The 16,278-nt window shown below is 44.4% G+C and carries 19 protein-coding genes; 16 read left to right on the top strand and 3 right to left on the bottom strand.

From position 1 onward, the window contains the following. The first annotated feature begins 1 nt into the window (after position 1). The 16 genes from L0P89_RS14960 to L0P89_RS15035 all read left to right on the top strand — a co-directional run bounded on the left by L0P89_RS14960 (position 2) and on the right by L0P89_RS15035 (position 14,394). The gene (locus L0P89_RS14960; RefSeq protein WP_235265919.1) at positions 2-943 is read left to right on the top strand and encodes a UDP-3-O-(3-hydroxymyristoyl)glucosamine N-acyltransferase; all 942 of its coding nucleotides are present in this window, start codon (positions 2-4) and stop codon (positions 941-943) included. Positions 944-996: 53 nt separating this feature from the next. Then, positions 997-1,869, top strand: a complete 873-nt coding sequence (gene sucD / locus L0P89_RS14965) for a succinate--CoA ligase subunit alpha (protein ID WP_235265920.1) — start codon at positions 997-999, stop codon at positions 1,867-1,869. 102 nt (positions 1,870-1,971) lie between these two features. Beyond that, positions 1,972-2,718, top strand: a complete 747-nt coding sequence (fabG, locus tag L0P89_RS14970; RefSeq protein ID WP_235265921.1) for a 3-oxoacyl-[acyl-carrier-protein] reductase — start codon at positions 1,972-1,974, stop codon at positions 2,716-2,718. A gap of 27 nt (positions 2,719-2,745) precedes the next feature. After that, entirely contained in the window at positions 2,746-4,770 is a 2,025-nt protein-coding gene (locus L0P89_RS14975) for a VWA domain-containing protein (protein WP_235265922.1), read from the top strand. 12 nt (positions 4,771-4,782) lie between these two features. After that, entirely contained in the window at positions 4,783-5,598 is an 816-nt protein-coding gene (locus L0P89_RS14980) for a prohibitin family protein (protein ID WP_235265923.1), read from the top strand. A 193-nt stretch (positions 5,599-5,791) separates the two neighbouring features. After that, complete coding sequence (gene hisG, locus L0P89_RS14985; protein WP_235265924.1) at positions 5,792-6,649, top strand: ATP phosphoribosyltransferase; 858 nt, start codon at positions 5,792-5,794, stop codon at positions 6,647-6,649. After that, positions 6,649-7,938 (top strand): histidinol dehydrogenase, encoded by a 1,290-nt coding sequence (gene hisD / locus L0P89_RS14990; RefSeq protein ID WP_235265925.1) that lies wholly within the window; start codon positions 6,649-6,651, stop codon positions 7,936-7,938. Before hisG ends, hisD begins: the two co-directional genes overlap by 1 nt. 47 nt (positions 7,939-7,985) lie before the next feature. Then, positions 7,986-9,038, top strand: coding sequence for a histidinol-phosphate transaminase (gene hisC, locus L0P89_RS14995; protein WP_235265926.1), 1,053 nt, complete (start codon positions 7,986-7,988; stop codon positions 9,036-9,038). Further along, a complete protein-coding gene (gene hisB, locus L0P89_RS15000) occupies positions 9,031-10,167 on the top strand; it encodes a bifunctional histidinol-phosphatase/imidazoleglycerol-phosphate dehydratase HisB (protein WP_235265927.1) in 1,137 nt (378 codons plus the stop codon). Before hisC ends, hisB begins: the two co-directional genes overlap by 8 nt. A 116-nt stretch (positions 10,168-10,283) precedes the next feature. After that, positions 10,284-10,634, top strand: a complete 351-nt coding sequence (locus tag L0P89_RS15005) for a four helix bundle protein (protein WP_235265928.1) — start codon at positions 10,284-10,286, stop codon at positions 10,632-10,634. Positions 10,635-10,695: 61 nt separating this feature from the next. Next, a complete protein-coding gene (hisH, locus tag L0P89_RS15010) occupies positions 10,696-11,277 on the top strand; it encodes an imidazole glycerol phosphate synthase subunit HisH (RefSeq protein ID WP_235265929.1) in 582 nt (193 codons plus the stop codon). A gap of 3 nt (positions 11,278-11,280) precedes the next feature. Then, a complete protein-coding gene (locus tag L0P89_RS15015) occupies positions 11,281-11,700 on the top strand; it encodes a GNAT family N-acetyltransferase (RefSeq protein ID WP_235265930.1) in 420 nt (139 codons plus the stop codon). Next, positions 11,700-12,467 carry a HisA/HisF-related TIM barrel protein gene (locus L0P89_RS15020; RefSeq protein ID WP_235265931.1) on the top strand — a complete coding sequence of 256 codons (768 nt, stop codon included), beginning with the start codon at positions 11,700-11,702 and terminating at the stop codon, positions 12,465-12,467. Before L0P89_RS15015 ends, L0P89_RS15020 begins: the two co-directional genes overlap by 1 nt. A 1-nt stretch (position 12,468) precedes the next feature. Beyond that, positions 12,469-13,227: an imidazole glycerol phosphate synthase subunit HisF gene (gene hisF, locus L0P89_RS15025; protein ID WP_235265932.1), complete on the top strand. Its 759-nt coding sequence runs from the start codon at positions 12,469-12,471 to the stop codon at positions 13,225-13,227. Positions 13,228-13,318: 91 nt separating this feature from the next. Beyond that, the gene (gene hisIE / locus L0P89_RS15030) at positions 13,319-13,918 is read left to right on the top strand and encodes a bifunctional phosphoribosyl-AMP cyclohydrolase/phosphoribosyl-ATP diphosphatase HisIE (protein ID WP_235265933.1); all 600 of its coding nucleotides are present in this window, start codon (positions 13,319-13,321) and stop codon (positions 13,916-13,918) included. Positions 13,919-14,094: 176 nt separating this feature from the next. Continuing rightward, positions 14,095-14,394 carry a GIY-YIG nuclease family protein gene (locus tag L0P89_RS15035; RefSeq protein ID WP_235265934.1) on the top strand — a complete coding sequence of 100 codons (300 nt, stop codon included), beginning with the start codon at positions 14,095-14,097 and terminating at the stop codon, positions 14,392-14,394. Between the two features lie 289 nt (positions 14,395-14,683). On the opposite strand, the gene L0P89_RS15040 is transcribed toward L0P89_RS15035, so the two are convergent. Genes L0P89_RS15040 through L0P89_RS15050 form a run of 3 tightly spaced genes read right to left on the bottom strand, consistent with a single transcriptional unit; the run spans position 14,684 to position 16,229 of the window. After that, positions 14,684-15,403: a head GIN domain-containing protein gene (locus L0P89_RS15040; RefSeq protein ID WP_235265935.1), complete on the bottom strand. Its 720-nt coding sequence runs from the start codon at positions 15,401-15,403 to the stop codon at positions 14,684-14,686. A gap of 23 nt (positions 15,404-15,426) precedes the next feature. After that, a complete protein-coding gene (locus L0P89_RS15045; protein ID WP_235265936.1) occupies positions 15,427-15,564 on the bottom strand; it encodes a hypothetical protein in 138 nt (45 codons plus the stop codon). Further along, positions 15,564-16,229: a hypothetical protein gene (locus L0P89_RS15050; RefSeq protein ID WP_235265937.1), complete on the bottom strand. Its 666-nt coding sequence runs from the start codon at positions 16,227-16,229 to the stop codon at positions 15,564-15,566. The genes L0P89_RS15045 and L0P89_RS15050 overlap by 1 nt, the downstream gene beginning before the upstream one ends. Positions 16,230-16,278: the final 49 nt, after the last annotated feature.

Consider the following 16,278-nt stretch of genomic DNA (forward strand, 5'->3'; position numbering starts at 1 on the left):
AATGAAATTTCCTCGAACATATCAATTAAGGGAAATTGCCAAAATCATCAATGCCCAATATGTCGGTGCTGATGATTTTCCGGTTTTGGGCATGAACGAGATCCATGTGGTCGAAGCAGGCGATATTGTGTTTGTAGACCATCCGAAGTACTATGAGAAGGCCTTACAGTCAAAGGCAACGGTCGTATTGATCAATAAAGAAGTGGAATGCCCTGATGGAAAAGCATTGCTCATTTCTGAAGATCCTTTTCGTGATTTCAACAAACTCACCCTTCATTTCAACCCATTTGAGCGTGCCAGTACCAGCATTTCCGATACCGCCCGAATAGGGGAGGGTACTGTTATACAGCCCAACGTATTCATTGGAAACAATGTAAGAATCGGGAAAAATTGTTTGATCCACCCGAACGTGACCATTTACGATGATTGTGTGATCGGTAGCAATGTCACCATCCATTCAGGAACAGTGTTGGGTGCTGATGCCTTTTACTATAAGAATCGTCCTGAGGGGTATGATAAATTGGTTTCTGGAGGCAATGTCGTCATTGAAGATAATGTTGATATTGGCGCAGGATGTACCATTGATCGTGGTGTTACGGGAAGCACTACTATCAAGGAAGGTTCAAAATTGGACAATCAGATTCAAGTGGGCCACGATACCGTTATTGGTAAGAAATGCCTAATCGCCTCGCAAGTGGGCATAGCGGGCTGCGTAGTGGTAGAAGACGAGGTCACCTTTTGGGGTCAGGTTGGTGTCACCAGCGGGGCTACCATAGGCAAGGGTGCCGTGGTGCTCGCGCAGACGGGTATTTCCAAATCATTGAAAGGCGGCAAAACCTATTTTGGAAGTCCTGCGGAAGAGTCCCGTGAAAAACTCAAGCAAATGGCCGGCGTTCGACAGATACCCTACATACTTGAGAAGTTAAAAAAGATTGGGGATTGATGCTGGCGTTTCAGCTTCAACCCATATTTTTGCAAGCAAATTCAAAGTAAGCGATGAGTGTTTTAGTCAATAAAGATTCCAAGATCATTGTTCAGGGTTTTACAGGAAGCGAAGGCACGTTTCATGCCGAACAAATGATTGAGTATGGTACCAATGTCGTAGGAGGGGTGACTCCTGGAAAAGGCGGCCAAGAGCATTTGGGCAAACCTGTGTTCAATACGGTCGAAGAAGCCGTCGAAAAGGTCGGAGCCGATACCAGCATCATTTTTGTGCCGCCTGCTTTTGCTGCCGATGCCATTATGGAAGCGGCCAATGCCGGCATTAAGGTGGTCATCACGATTACTGAGGGCATTCCGGTTGCCGATATGGTTAAAGCCTATGACTACATCAAGAATCTAGACTGTGTTTTGATAGGTCCCAATTGCCCGGGGGTGATAACACCTGAAGAGGCCAAAGTAGGAATAATGCCCGGATTCGTTTTCAAAAAGGGCAATGTGGGAATCGTCTCCAAATCTGGAACGTTGACCTACGAAGCCTCAGACCAAGTGGTAAGACAAGGTTTGGGTATTTCGACTGCCATAGGCATTGGTGGTGACCCCATAATTGGCACAACGACCAAAAACGCAGTTGAAATGCTCATCAATGACCCTGAGACCGAGTGTGTGGTCATGATCGGAGAGATAGGGGGGCAGCTTGAGGCCGAGGCCGCAAGGTGGTACAAAGAAAATGGCAGCAACAAGCCCATTGTGGGTTTCATTGCAGGCGAGACCGCTCCAGCTGGCAGAACCATGGGGCATGCGGGGGCCATCGTAGGAGGTAGCGATGACACTGCACAGGCAAAAAAGAAAATAATGCGCGAATGTGGTATCCATGTGGTCGACTCACCTGCTGATATCGGCCTTAAGGTAAAAGAGGTAATGGCCTGATCATACCGTTAAAACTATTATAAATCCCGAAAGCCTTCGGGATTTTTTAATGCCTTTCTGTGCTACAAGACTTATATTTGAAGAACCACCAAAACAAAACAAATGAAATTACTCGAAGGAAAAAATACCATTATAACAGGTGCCAGTCGTGGAATCGGAAGTGGCATTGCCAAAGTCTTCGCCGAACAGGGTGCCAATGTAGCCTTTACCTATTCATCAAGTGAGGGCCCCGCACTCGAACTGCAAAAAGAACTGCAAGGGTTGGGTGTCAAGGCCAAGGCCTATAAAAGTAATGCGGCCAGTTTTGAAGAATCTGAAAAATTGGTGGCCCAGGTGCTGGAAGATTTTGGTAGTATAGATGTGTTGGTTAACAATGCGGGCATTACCAAAGACAATCTGCTCATGCGCATGGGCGAAGAAGATTTTGATTCGGTCATCGAGGTCAATCTGAAGTCGGTGTTCAATATGACGAAGGCCGTGCAGCGCACCATGTTGAAACAGCGCAAGGGCTCCATCATCAATATGAGCAGTGTGGTGGGTGTAAAGGGCAATGCGGGCCAAGCGAACTATGCGGCCTCCAAGGCCGGAATGATAGGCTTTACCAAATCAATTGCCTTAGAACTGGGTTCGCGTAACATTCGTTGTAATGCCATTGCACCGGGGTTCATCGAAACCGAAATGACCGAAAAATTAGACGAGAAAACGGTGCAGGGCTGGCGTGATGCCATTCCGCTCAAGCGTGGTGGCAGCCCAGAAGATGTCGCCAATGCCTGTCTGTACTTGGCCTCTGATATGTCGGCATATGTCACGGGACAAGTGCTCAATGTTGATGGGGGCATGCTCACATAACCAGTTGGGCCTACAACAGGTCAAAATATGCAGACACAGACCATTTTGTTGATTATTCTTGCCGGGTTCGCCTCTTTGGTTGTGGCATATTGGCAGTATTTACGAAAGGCGAAACGGTCTAATTTGAAAGTAACCCTATTTTTCTTGCGGTTCTTGAGCTTTTTTGTGGCTGCTCTGCTATTGATCAATCCGAAGTTTACCAGACACGAAAATTTTGTCGAGAAGCCCAATTTGGTAATGGCCATAGACAACTCTGAATCAATATCACGATTGGGTGGGGTAGAGGCTTTTCATGAAATTTCAGATAAGATTCAAGGCACAGGTGAACTCGCTGATCGCTTTAATATCTTCCGTTATGGTTTTGACAATACGGTTTCGGTGGGCGACAGTATCGATTTCGGGGGAAAGTACACCAATGTCCACAATGCGCTGCAGCGCATTGAGAAGATACATGATCGACAAAATACGGCCTTGGTGCTGTTGACCGATGGCAATCAGAATCTTGGTTTTGATTATGAATTTCAGAAGTATGGCGATGGGTTGACCATATTTCCTTTGGTATTGGGCGATACCACTCGTTATGAAGATTTTTGGGTAGAGCGGATCAATTTGAATCGTTACGCTTTTTTGAACAATAAGTTTCCAGTTGAGGTGACCGTTATTTATGAAGGTGACGGGCCACGATCCACAGAAATGCAGGTATTCATGGACGGACAACTGGTTCAGAGCGTGCAATTATCTTTTGATTCCGACACGAACAGCACGACCATAGACATGTCTTTACAGGCAGGTACCGTGGGCAATAAAACAATCACGGCATCGATAGGCCGACTGCCCAATGAGCGTAACACGGCCAATAACAGTAAACAGGCTGTAATCGAAGTCATTGACGAAAAGACAAATGTGGCCTTGGTTTCTGATAAATTGCACCCAGACATGGGCGTATTGAAGAAGGCCATTGAATCGAACGCGCAACGACAGGTTGCTTTCAAGAATCCGAATATCGATTTGGAAACGCTTGATGATTTTGATGTATTGATTCTCTACCAACCCAATAGGTCGTTTCAAAAAATCTATGACTATATCAAAAACAGGGGTATAGGGGTATTCACCATTGCCGGCACCAAAACGGACTGGAATTTTCTCAATAGCGTGCAATCAGCCTATACCAAAGAAAGTTTCCGCCAGGCAGAGGACGTTTTCCCCGTAAAAAACGAAACTTTTGGTCTTTTTGATTTGGGCGGATTATCGGTAGAGGGGTTCCCTCCCCTTAAAATAGATCTGGGCGAGATTATGATGAACCAGAACCATGAACCTCTCTTTTTCCAAAGAATAAGGGGCGTTGATATGGAAGCTCCCCTTATGACGGTATTGAACGACCCAAAAGAGATAGTGCTGTTCGGGGAGGATATCTGGAAATGGCGTATCGAGACCTATCGCCAAAATGGTTCATTTGAGGCCTTTGATGCCCTCTTGGGAAGATTGTTGCTCAATATCACTGCCAATGCGGCGAAAAGAAGATTAACGGTCAATTACAATTCTATTTACGATGGAAAAATGGGTGTTGTCATTGGGGCATCCTATTTTGACAAGGCTTTTGTTTTCGACGCGAACGCTTCTTTGGGCATTACCGTTAAGAATACCGAAACCGGGCAATCACGAACCATACCCATGCTTTTAAAGGGTAACCGTTACGATGTGGATTTAGGAGATTTACCGGCAGGGGAGTATGACTTTACCGTTACGGTCGGCGGTGAGAACACTTCACGATCGGGAAGTTTCAAAATACTCGATTTTGACCTTGAGGGCCAGTTTCTATCAGCTAATGATGATAAACTCCAAAGATTGGCCGAAAAATCAAACGGTAGATTATTTTATCCCGACCAAAATGGGGATTTAGTGCAACAACTTTTGACCGATGAACGCTTTGTGCCCATTCAAAAAGGCCGTCAAAATGTTGTATCTTTAATAGATTTTCGCATTTTGTTGGGGCTGTTGGCACTTACACTTGCCGCGGAATGGTTCATTAGAAAATATAACGGATTACTTTAAAACGAGAATAAAATGGATAGATTACCAAAAATTGCCTTACCGACGGTTTTTGTCATTATTTTACTGGTTATTTTAATTTCCAAATCAGCGGTGAACATCGGTGCCGGTGAGGCGGGAGTGCTTTGGAAACGCTTCGGAGGGGGTGTGGTGACCGATAGGCCACCGCTTGAGGAAGGCTTTCACCTTGTTGCCCCATGGAACAAAGTATATATTTACGAAGTACGTAGGCAAGAAATCTTTGAAAAGATGAAAGTACTCTCTTCAAACGGATTGGATATTCAATTAGATGCTTCGGCCTGGTACAAACCTGACTTCACCGATCTGGGCAAACTGCACAAAGAAATCGGTGAGAATTATCTAGACCGGATCATTCTGCCGACGATTCGATCTGCGGCAAGAAGCGTTGTGGGTCGCTACACACCAGAGCAACTCTATTCGAGCAAGCGCGATGCCATTCAGCAAGAGATTTTTGAAGAGACCCAAAAAATAGTGGGAGAGCAATATATCGTGTTGGACGAAGTACTGGTCAGGGATGTCACACTGCCCCCGACCATAAAGGAAGCCATTGAACGAAAATTAAAGCAAGAGCAAGAATCATTGGAGTATGAGTTTAGATTGGAGAAGGCCGAAAAAGAAGCCGAAAGACAGCGTATCGAGGCTCAGGGCAAGGCCGATGCCAATAGAATTTTGAGCGCTTCCCTGACCGATAAGATATTGCAAGACAAGGGAATAGAGGCAACATTGAAATTGTCACAATCACCGAATGCCAAAGTGGTGGTGGTGGGTTCAGGTGATGACGGACTCCCCCTGATTTTGGGAAATAACTAATTTTAGTTTTTTTGTAAAAAAATAAATTCTATTTTTGACCTGAAATGAGAAATAACAACACACATCACCATATCGGTACTTGCGCTCAGGCGAGGTGACGATGTTTTGTGTGTATCGAAATAGCAGACCCGTTTGAGCAATCGAACGGGTTTTTTTATTTCCGCCATGGCGGGATTTCAAAAAATAAAGAACAATGGCCAAAATCAGAATAGCGATTCAAAAGTCGGGAAGGTTAAATGAAGATTCCTTGAAAATATTGAAGGAGTGCGGTATTTCCATTAACAACGGCAAAGACCAATTGAAGGCTACGGCACGCAACTTTCCGTTAGAAGTCTTTTACCTTAGAAACAGCGATATTCCACAGTATTTACAAGATGGGGTGGTCGATATTGCCATCATCGGCGAAAACCTGTTGTATGAAAAAGGGGGCAATATTCGAATAGTTGAGAAATTGGGCTTCTCAAAGTGCCGGGTATCACTGGCGGTACCGAAATCTGTAAAATACTCATCGGTCAAAGATTTTCAGGGCAAGCAGGTGGCCACTTCCTATCCCAATACGGTAAAGAAGTACTTTGATTCCCAGGGCGTCGAGGCCGAACTGCATGTCATCAATGGTTCTGTAGAGATTGCCCCGAATATAGGTTTGGCAGACGCCATCTGTGATATTGTCTCAAGTGGTAGCACTTTGTTCAAGAACAATCTAAAAGAAGTGGAAGTGCTCTTGACCAGCGAGGCGGTCTTGGCCGTATCACCCAAGATCACTGATGAACGGGCGGCCATTCTTGACAGACTGGTATTCAGACTACAATCGGTCTTGCAGGCCAGACAGAACCGTTACGTGCTGATGAATGTGCCAAATGCCAAACTAGATGAGGTGATCACCGTCTTGCCCGGTATGCGCAGCCCAACGGTACTGCCTTTGGCCGAAGAAGGGTGGAGTTCGGTACATACGGTCATCAACAAAGATAAATTTTGGGAGGTCATTGACGAACTGAAATTGGCCGGTGCGGAAGGTATTTTGGTATGTCCGATTGAAAAAATGGTATTGTGATGCAACGAATTGAGAACCCTAATAGAGACATTTGGCCTGGACTTTTAAAAAGGCCCGCGGTATCGTATGACGATATTGAGGATTTGGTCCTTGACATTTTTAAGGAAGTCAAGACCATGGGCGACAATGCCGTCAAAAAATATGCAAAACAATTTGACGGGGCTGATTGTGAAGACTTTAAGGTGGCCGAATCAGAAATCATGGCGGCCAAGGCAGAAGTGCCTGAAGCGCTGAAACAAGCCATTGCCGTGGCCAAAACCAATATCGAGAAATTCCACAATGCCCAAAAAACAGAAAGATTGACCGTTGACACAATGCCAGGGGTTCGCTGTTGGCAAGAAAAGCGGCCCATTGAAAAGGTAGGTCTTTATATACCCGGTGGTACGGCACCGCTGTTCTCAACGATTTTGATGCTGGCCATTCCCGCAAAAATAGCAGGTTGCAAAGAAATTGTGCTTTGCACGCCCCCCGATAAAAAGGGCAACGTGCATCCGGCCATTCTATATACCGCCCAGCTTTGCGGAATCAAAACATTGTTCAAGATAGGGGGCATACAGGCTGTTGCGGCCATGTCATTGGGCACCGAGAGCATTCCGAAAGTCTTTAAGATCTTTGGTCCTGGCAACCAGTACGTGACCGTAGCCAAACAAGTGGCAATGCGGTTCGGTACCGCAATCGATATGCCCGCGGGGCCAAGTGAGCTGTTGGTCTTGGCCGACGATACGGCAAATGCCGGTTTTGTGGCCTCCGATTTATTGAGCCAGGCCGAGCATGGCCCTGATAGCCAAGTGGTACTCGTTTCGCTTTCCAAAGCGTTTATCGACGAGGTCGAAAAAGAAATCAAAAGACAGTTGGTAAAACTTCCTCGAAAAGAAATGGCAGAAAAGGCAATGGGCAACAGTCGATTGATCTTTATGGAAGATGCGCAACAAGCGTTGGACCTTATCAATGAGTATGGTCCTGAACATTTGATAATTTGTACGGCCAATGAGGCTTTCTTTGTCGACAATGTTTCCAATGCCGGTTCGGTCTTCATCGGAAATTACACCCCCGAAAGCGCTGGTGATTATGCTTCGGGCACCAATCACACCCTGCCCACCAATGGCTATGCGAAGCAATACAGCGGGGTCAACCTAGATAGTTTTATGAAAAGTATGACCTTTCAGAAAATTTCAAAAGAGGGCATGAAACAATTGGGGCCTTCCATCGAGATCATGGCCGGGGCAGAGGAGCTGGAGGCGCATAAAAATGCGGTCACGCTTAGGTTGAATGAATTAAAAGGGCAATAGTTTTGAACCTGCCTGCGACAAAGCAGACGCAGTCGAGAAATCTTAATATGATGAAGTTTACATTAGATGGTTTGGTAAGGGAAAATGTCAAGTCTTTGAAACCCTACTCCTCGGCAAGGGATGAATACCTTGCAGACGGTTCGCAAATGGTTTTTTTAGATGCCAACGAGAATCCGTTCGAGAATGGAATGAATCGTTACCCCGACCCACACCAGCGAAGCGTAAAGAATATTTTGGCAGACCTGAAAGGGATACCGGAGTCACAAATTTTGGTGGGCAATGGCAGTGACGAGGTCCTGGACCTGCTCTTCAGGGCTTTTTGCGAACCCAAAGTAGATAATGTGATCATTCTACCGCCCACTTATGGCATGTACAAAGTGCTGGGGGGCATCAATGAAATAAGGGTAAAAGAAGTGTTGTTGACCAACGATTTTCAACCAAATACCGATCAGGTTCTCGATACCGTCGATGGTAGAACGAAACTAATTTTTCTCTGTTCACCCAATAACCCCACTGCGAACAGCTTTGAGACAGCACATATCGAGCAGGTTTTGAAGGGTTTCAATGGTTTGCTGGTCATCGATGAGGCGTATATCGATTTCTCTAAAAAGGAGAGTTGGATTTCTAAATTGGGCACATATCCGAACCTGATCGTCACACAAACATTGTCAAAGGCTTATGGTATGGCGGGTATTCGAATGGGAGTATGCTACGCATCAGAGGCGATCATCGCTATTTTGAAAAAAATCAAGCCACCGTATAACGTCAATGAGCTGACACAGCAACAGGCAAAAAAAGGCCTTTTAGACCAGAAAGGTCTGGAGAAACAAGTGAATGCGATACTCGGGCAACGCGAAGTGGTGCGCCAAACTTTGTACAAGATTGGTTTTGTGAGAGAGGTTTTTCCATCAGATGCAAATTTTTTGTTGACCAGGGTCGATGATGCCGACAGAAGGTACACAGAACTGTTACAAAAGGGAATTGTGGCAAGAAACCGAAGTACACAGCCTTTATGTGAGAATACATTGCGCTTCACCATTGGCACTGCCGAAGAGAACAAACATTTGATTAACGCCCTAAACGAATTGGACAATGAGTAAGAAAGTATTGTTTATTGACAGGGACGGCACTTTGATAAGGGAGCCGGAAGATGAGCAAATCGATTCATTCGAAAAGTTGGAGTTCTATCCCAATGTGTTCTCCTTTTTGGGAAAGATTGCCAGAGAGCTCGATTTTGAATTGGTCATGGTCACCAACCAAGATGGATTGGGCACAGATGCCTTTCCTGAAGAAACGTTCTGGCCCGTGCAACATTTCATCGTTAAATCGTTTGAAAATGAGGGAATTGTATTTGATGAAATCTGTATTGACAAAACGTTTCCAGATGAGGGTGCCGATACCCGTAAGCCAGGTACCGGGTTGTTGAAAAAATATTTTTCCGAAGCATATGACCTTAAAAACTCCTATGTGATCGGCGACAGGATGACCGATATAGAATTGGCCAAAAACTTGGGCGCCAAAGGCATTTTCATTCAGAACAAAACCAATCTCGGACTATCAGAATTGGGTGTTGATGAAAAAGAACTCCAACAATACATTGCCCTTGAAACCAGTGATTGGCAAGACATTTACAGCTTGCTAAAACAAGTAAACCGAAAGGCAAGGGTCGTTAGAAAGACCAACGAGACCGAGGTTCAAATTGAATTGAATCTAGATGGCGGAGGCAAAAGCGACATCAACACGGGACTGGCTTTCTTTGACCATATGCTGGATCAGCTGGCGCGCCATGGGCAAATGGACCTAACAATCAAAACAGATGGGGATCTAGAGGTTGATGAGCACCACACCATTGAAGATACCGCCATCACATTGGGAGAAGCCATTGCAAAAGCCTTGGGCAATAAACTTGGTATTGAACGCTATGGTTTTGCCCTGCCGATGGATGATTGTCTGGCCCAAGTGGCAATCGATTTTGGTGGTAGAAACTGGTTAGAGTGGCATGCCGAATTTAAAAGGGAAAAAATTGGTGATATGCCGACCGAGATGTTCTTGCATTTTTTCAAATCTTTTACCGATGGTGCCAAGGCCAATCTGAACATCAAGGCTGAGGGCATTAACGAACACCACAAAATAGAGGCGATATTCAAAGCATTTGCAAAGGCGATTAAAATGGCTGTTAAGCGTGACCCTGAAAAAATGGTATTGCCCAGTACAAAGGGAATGATATAAGTCGGAAGTAGGAGGTACGAAATTAGAAGAACGAGGTACGAGGTGAGAAGTACGAGGTAAGAAGTACGAGGTACGAAGTAAGAAGTGCGAAGTACGAAATAAAAAGTATTGAAGAAGTGCAAGATTTAAAGTTAAGAACCAAGAGGTTTGCCATTGATTGTTGGCAGTTATGTGCAAAAATTCCCAAATCGAGAGAACATGATTCATGGGTAAGACAACTAATACGATGTTCAGGTTCTGTTGGTGCCAACTACAGAGCTTCACAAAGAGGAAAATCGACGGCAGACTTTATCTACAAGTTAAAAATTGTGGAAGAGGAAGTAGACGAATCAGTGTATTGGCTAGAACTTTTTTTGGAAATAATGGATACTAACCACGATGAAATCAATCGTTTAAGGAAAGAAGGTGACGAACTTTTGGCAATTACAGTTGCGTCTATAAAAACGGCAAGAAAAAACAAAAATTAATTCTAGTGATACTATTTTTTCACTTAACCTCGTATTTCGTACCTCAAACTTCATACTTCTTATGAATTTAGTAATTATCGATTACGGCGCAGGCAACATCCAAAGCATCCAATTCGCTTTTCAACGGTTGGGTGTCCAGGCCATGTTGACCAATGACAGCGAAGAGATCATAAACGCCGACAAGGTCATTTTTCCCGGGGTGGGCGAGGCCAGTAGTGCCATGCAAAAGCTGCGACAGCGTAAACTCGATGCGTTGATTCCACAATTGAAGCAGCCGGTTTTGGGTATTTGTCTCGGCATGCAGTTGATGTGTAATTCATCAGAGGAAGGCCATACGGAAGGATTGGGCATTTTCGATACCGAAGTGATAAAGTTCAACAATGGTCTGAAGGTGCCCCAAATCGGTTGGAACCAAATAGGCTCACTGAAAACCAACTTGTTCAAAGGGTTGAAAGAAAATGGTTATATCTATCTGGTGCACAGCTATTATGCCCCCATCAGTAAAGAAACGGTGGCGGTTTCAAACTATGGATTTGAATATAGTGCGGCACTTGCCAAAGACAATTTTTATGGCGTACAATTTCACCCTGAAAAGTCGGGTAGCTACGGAGCGAAGATTTTAAAAAATTTCCTTGCACTTTAGATTATGGAAGACTTTTATATTTCAACGGAAAAAGAAAGATTGAACATTGCAAAAATTCATCGAGAAATAAAGGATTCCTATTGGGGAGACTATCGCACGTTCGAAATGACCACGGCTACCATAGACCATTCCATATGCTTTGGAGTGTATACCCATCAAGGTGAACAAATAGGGTTCGCAAGACTTTTGACCGATAGGGTCGTTTTTGCATACCTCATGGATGTGATGATTTTTGACCCGTATAAGGGCATGGGAATAGGAAAAAAATTGATGCAACACATTATGTGTCATCCCATGGTAGATGGGGTGCTCACAGTAGCTCTTAAGACTAAGGATGCCCATGGCTTATATGAAGATTTCGGATTTAAGAGTATTGGCGATTCACCGGTATGGATGGCAATAGATAACGCTAAACTTGATTAATGAGAATTATTCCGGCAATAGATATCATCGAAGGTAAATGTGTACGGCTCTCAAAAGGAGACTATGCTACCAAGAAGGTGTACAACGAGAATCCCTTGGAAGTGGCCAAGCAATTTGAGGCACACGGTATCGAGTACCTCCATTTGGTCGATTTGGATGGGGCCAAGTCAAAACATGTCGTGAACCACAAGATCTTGGAACAAATTGCTTCAAAGACTGGCTTGAAGGTCGATTTTGGGGGTGGACTGAAAAGTGACGAGGATGTAAAAATTGCCTTTGAGAGCGGGGCACGACAAATTACGGGAGGCAGTATTGCCGTAAAGAACAAACCCGTTTTTCTGCGGTGGTTGGAAACATTTGGACCCGATAAGATAATTTTGGGCGCTGATGCCAAAGATGGAAAGATTGCCGTTTCGGGTTGGCAAGAAGATTCAGAAGAAGATTTGGTCCCTTTTATCCGATCATATAAGAAGAAAGGGATCAACTATGTGATTTGTACCGATATTTCAAAAGACGGAATGCTACAGGGCCCCGCATTTGATTTATATGCCGAGATCATCACCGCGACCACCGACCATCGAACCGAGATTGGTCCGAGTGGGGTAGAAGATTTCGAGGAAATCGGCATAAGCCTAATTGCCAGTGGCGGTATTTCTACCATTGAAGAATTGCCAAGGTTGAAGAAGATCGGATGTGAAGGGGTTATCATCGGAAAGGCGATCTATGAAGGGAATATTGACTTAAAACAACTGAAAGATTTTGTTTGATATGTTGGCGAAAAGAATAATACCCTGTCTTGATATTAAAGATGGCCGTACGGTCAAAGGGGTGAACTTTGTGAATCTGCGCGATGCGGGCGACCCTGTTGAACTGGGCCGATTCTATGCAGAACAGGGAGCTGATGAATTGGTCTTTTTAGATATTTCGGCCACGGAGGAAAAACGGCGCACCTTGGCCGAATTGGTCTATCACGTGGCCGAAAAGGTTGATATTCCCTTTACCGTGGGCGGGGGCATCTCATCGGTCGAAGATGTCGGAATGCTCTTAAAAAATGGAGCCGACAAGGTGTCCATCAACTCTTCAGCGGTAAAGAATCCTGATTTGATCAATGAGTTGGTGGCCAAATTTGGCTCGCAATGTATCGTGGTAGCCATTGATGCCAAAGAGGTTGACGGGCAATGGAAAGTACATTTGGTAGGGGGCAAGGTGCCCACCGACATTGACCTGTTCGAATGGGCAAAAGAAGTTGAAAAAAGGGGTGCGGGTGAGATACTGTTCACCTCGATGAACCATGACGGTACCAAAAATGGTTTTGCCAATGTAGCCTTGGCGAAACTTTCTGGGTTGGTCAATATACCGATCATCGCTTCAGGCGGAGCGGGCAACGTGCAGCATTTTGCCGATACGTTTATCGAAGGGAAAGCAGATGCGGCATTGGCCGCCAGTGTTTTTCATTTTAAGGAAATAGCGATTAACGATTTAAAGAACGAACTAAAGAAGAAAGGAATTCCGGTTCGATTATCATAAATGTCATTTCAAGCCTGCCTGACGGCAAGGCAGGGGCGGTTGAGAAATCTAGACTTTTCGATTCCGTTCAGGGTGACCCAAGATTTCAAAAATGAATGTAGATTTTACCAAAAATCCAGATGGGCTCATACCGGCAATCATTCAAGATGCCAAAACAAAGAATGTGTTGATGCTCGGTTTTATGAACGATGAAGCCCTCCAAAAAACAAAGGACACAAAGAAGGTCACTTTTTTTAGCCGCAGCAAACAACGTTTGTGGACCAAAGGGGAAGAGAGCGGCAATTTTTTAAAATTGGTCGATATAAAGGTAGACTGTGACAAAGACACACTTCTTGTGGCGGTCAATCCTGTGGGCCCTACCTGCCATACCGGTACCGATACCTGTTGGGGGGAAGAGAATACCCAAGCTTTTGGTTTTTTGAGCCATTTGGAAGACATTATCACTTCCCGAAAAAAGAACCAAGAAGATGAAAAAAGTTATGTGGCTTCCCTGTTTCGAAAGGGGATAAACAAAATCGCTCAAAAGGTTGGGGAGGAAGCTGTAGAAATGGTCATCGAGGCCAAAGATGACAATGACGACCTTTTCTTAAATGAAAGTGCCGACTTGTTGTTCCATCTTTTGATTTTACTTCAAGCGAAAGGTTTTGAATTGAACGATGTGGTTAAGGTATTGGAATCAAGACATGAATAGGCAATGTTCAAACAGTACTTTCCATGCCCATAGACAAACCACGGTGTCACTTCGAGTGTTTTCAATTGAGTGGTAACGAAATTGAAAATGTATCGAGAAGCTTGGTGCTCACATGGGTTCTCGATACGTCCTCCTTCGTCGGACACTCGAACTGACATCCATATCATTTCAAAAGAATGAAAATCTTCCATGTTTATATCCTAGAATGTTCTGACGGTACTTTCTACACCGGAATTACTTCAGACCTAACCAAGCGATTACAGTCCCATAAAGCGGGTAAGTATCGTGACAGTTATACCTATTCCAGAAGACCTGTCAAACTTGTATTTTCCTGTGATTTTACTGAAGCAGCTCAAGCCATAGCAACGGAAAAACAAATCAAGAAATGGTCTAAGGCTAAGAAAGCAGCACTTATTTCAGGCAATTTTGACCAGTTGCCAAACCTTGCTAAAAAGAAGTTCAAAACCAACAAGTAATAAATGGTGTCACTTCGAGTGTTTTCAATTGAGTGGCAACGAAATTGAGAATGTATCGAGAAGCTTGGTGCCGACAGGTGTTCTCGATACATCCTCCTTGGTCGGACACTCGAACTGATATTGGTGCAATGTTCTGACGGCACTTTCCATGCCCATAGACAAACCACGGTGTCACGTCGAGTGTTTTCAATTGAGTGGTAACGAAATTGAGAATGTATCGAGAAGCTTGGTGCCGACAGGGGTTCTCGATACATCCTCCTTCGTCAGACACTCGAACTGACGTTATTGACTAATCCCGCTTTTGAATCTTGGAATCCCCACTCAATCGTTGACGGATTATTTCCGCATCGCCGCGATAGTTCAAAACACTATCACCAGAGGCATCAATATCAATGGTCTGGGACACTGAAAGATAGGCTTCGCTATCGCCGGTGAGTTTTAGAACCAGGTCTTCAACGTACATATCGTAGTCTTTCAATTCACTATCTCCGCTTAAATCGGCATCGAGCCTGGTGGTCGTTCCGAAAATATCGACTTCTGAATCGCCTTTGAGGTCAACAAAAAGGGTATTGGTTTCCATTTCTCCGGTAAAGCGACTGTCCCCTGTGACATCTATCGAAACATTATCGGTTATCAACACATTTTCCAATTCGACATGGGAGTCACCAGAAACCCGGTAGTCAGCAATATTTCGAGTGGTGATGTACGCTTTCATCGTGGCATTACCGCGAACGTTCACATTGTTTTCGAGTCGAATTCTCAAGGTGTTCCCGTCTTTTGAAACGACAATCTTGTCATGTAGGTTGGTATTGGCCTCGATCTCAATGCGTTCTTCAGTATCTGAAAAGCGCACAAAGGCATCAAAATCACCGGAGACCTGAAGTCTTGAATAATCGGTAAGGGAATACTCCCGAATCGAAACTTCGTCTGAAACCCTTATGGTTTCTGTGTCACAGGAAGACACAAGTAGTGCTGTGGCCAAAAGGCCAAAAATTACATTTGATTTCATTTTGATTGATGTTTAAAAGTTATTTATCGGTGAATCGGAATCCAATTAAAGTGTATGGGCATCCAATTTTCTTGTTCGTCCTTGGTAAAAACGGTCTCGTTTTTTGAATAGACTTTGACCGTTGGTATGGGCTCTGGTCTGTTTTTACTTCGCTTTTCCATCAGTCCAGTTGCTTTTTATATCGGTTTCTGCCCATATTGAAAATCCCCAACTTTATTCCGATTTCAGTGCTAAAACCATTGATACGGTCGATCGGACTGTCAACCAGTTCTATTTCACTGGAGAAACGGTATTTTACCCCAGCTTCTATCTGTACAAATCGCGAAATATTGAAAAGGGCGCTTACCCCGGGCTCCAAAACAAAAACGGCATCCAAGTCGTCGTCGTCAAAGTCAAAATCCTCTTCATTATCAATGGTATCACGGTCAACATAACCCACTGCGCCGCCACCTATAAATAGTGGAAACGAAAGGCTAACGGCCGATCTCCCAAAAAGAATGGGTTCTAAATGAAATCCGGCGTAGCCAGCAAACAAATCGTCATTTTCGCCGCTACGCGGATTAAAAATATTCTGTCTTGAATACAGCCCTTTGGCCAAAAACCCGACTTCAAACTGTCGGTTGGCCACATAGGCCACTTTAAAGCTACCGATGTAGGTGTCTTCACCTTCAATTTCACCATAGCCCAGACCAATGCCCAGGTATACGCCGTGTACCACATTTCTACGATCGTTGAAAGTGATGTAGTTGCCATCATCATCTTGTGCTTTGAGCACTAGGGCAGAAAGAAAAAGGAACAGTAGGAAGATTGATTTTTGATGGTTCATCGTACTTGTTTATTTGATTGATTTCTTCTAAAGACAATTAAATTCATAA

This window comes from Muricauda sp. SCSIO 65647 (genome assembly GCF_021534965.1).
Classification (GTDB): domain Bacteria; phylum Bacteroidota; class Bacteroidia; order Flavobacteriales; family Flavobacteriaceae; genus Flagellimonas_A.

Excerpts from the sequence above, each read along its gene's own strand:
- L0P89_RS14960 (WP_235265919.1), top strand. The coding sequence starts at position 2 with ATGAAATTTCCTCGAACATATCAATTAAGGGAAATTGCCAAAATCATC.
- sucD (WP_235265920.1), top strand. The coding sequence starts at position 997 with ATGAGTGTTTTAGTCAATAAAGATTCCAAGATCATTGTTCAGGGTTTT.
- fabG (WP_235265921.1), top strand. The coding sequence starts at position 1,972 with ATGAAATTACTCGAAGGAAAAAATACCATTATAACAGGTGCCAGTCGT.
- L0P89_RS14975 (WP_235265922.1), top strand. The coding sequence starts at position 2,746 with ATGCAGACACAGACCATTTTGTTGATTATTCTTGCCGGGTTCGCCTCT.
- L0P89_RS14980 (WP_235265923.1), top strand. The coding sequence starts at position 4,783 with ATGGATAGATTACCAAAAATTGCCTTACCGACGGTTTTTGTCATTATT.
- hisG (WP_235265924.1), top strand. The coding sequence starts at position 5,792 with ATGGCCAAAATCAGAATAGCGATTCAAAAGTCGGGAAGGTTAAATGAA.
- hisD (WP_235265925.1), top strand. The coding sequence starts at position 6,649 with ATGCAACGAATTGAGAACCCTAATAGAGACATTTGGCCTGGACTTTTA.
- hisC (WP_235265926.1), top strand. The coding sequence starts at position 7,986 with ATGATGAAGTTTACATTAGATGGTTTGGTAAGGGAAAATGTCAAGTCT.
- hisB (WP_235265927.1), top strand. The coding sequence starts at position 9,031 with ATGAGTAAGAAAGTATTGTTTATTGACAGGGACGGCACTTTGATAAGG.
- hisH (WP_235265929.1), top strand. The coding sequence starts at position 10,696 with ATGAATTTAGTAATTATCGATTACGGCGCAGGCAACATCCAAAGCATC.
- L0P89_RS15015 (WP_235265930.1), top strand. The coding sequence starts at position 11,281 with ATGGAAGACTTTTATATTTCAACGGAAAAAGAAAGATTGAACATTGCA.
- L0P89_RS15020 (WP_235265931.1), top strand. The coding sequence starts at position 11,700 with ATGAGAATTATTCCGGCAATAGATATCATCGAAGGTAAATGTGTACGG.
- hisF (WP_235265932.1), top strand. The coding sequence starts at position 12,469 with ATGTTGGCGAAAAGAATAATACCCTGTCTTGATATTAAAGATGGCCGT.
- hisIE (WP_235265933.1), top strand. The coding sequence starts at position 13,319 with ATGAATGTAGATTTTACCAAAAATCCAGATGGGCTCATACCGGCAATC.
- L0P89_RS15035 (WP_235265934.1), top strand. The coding sequence starts at position 14,095 with ATGAAAATCTTCCATGTTTATATCCTAGAATGTTCTGACGGTACTTTC.
- L0P89_RS15040 (WP_235265935.1), bottom strand. The coding sequence starts at position 15,403 with ATGAAATCAAATGTAATTTTTGGCCTTTTGGCCACAGCACTACTTGTG.
- L0P89_RS15045 (WP_235265936.1), bottom strand. The coding sequence starts at position 15,564 with ATGGAAAAGCGAAGTAAAAACAGACCAGAGCCCATACCAACGGTCAAA.
- L0P89_RS15050 (WP_235265937.1), bottom strand. The coding sequence starts at position 16,229 with ATGAACCATCAAAAATCAATCTTCCTACTGTTCCTTTTTCTTTCTGCC.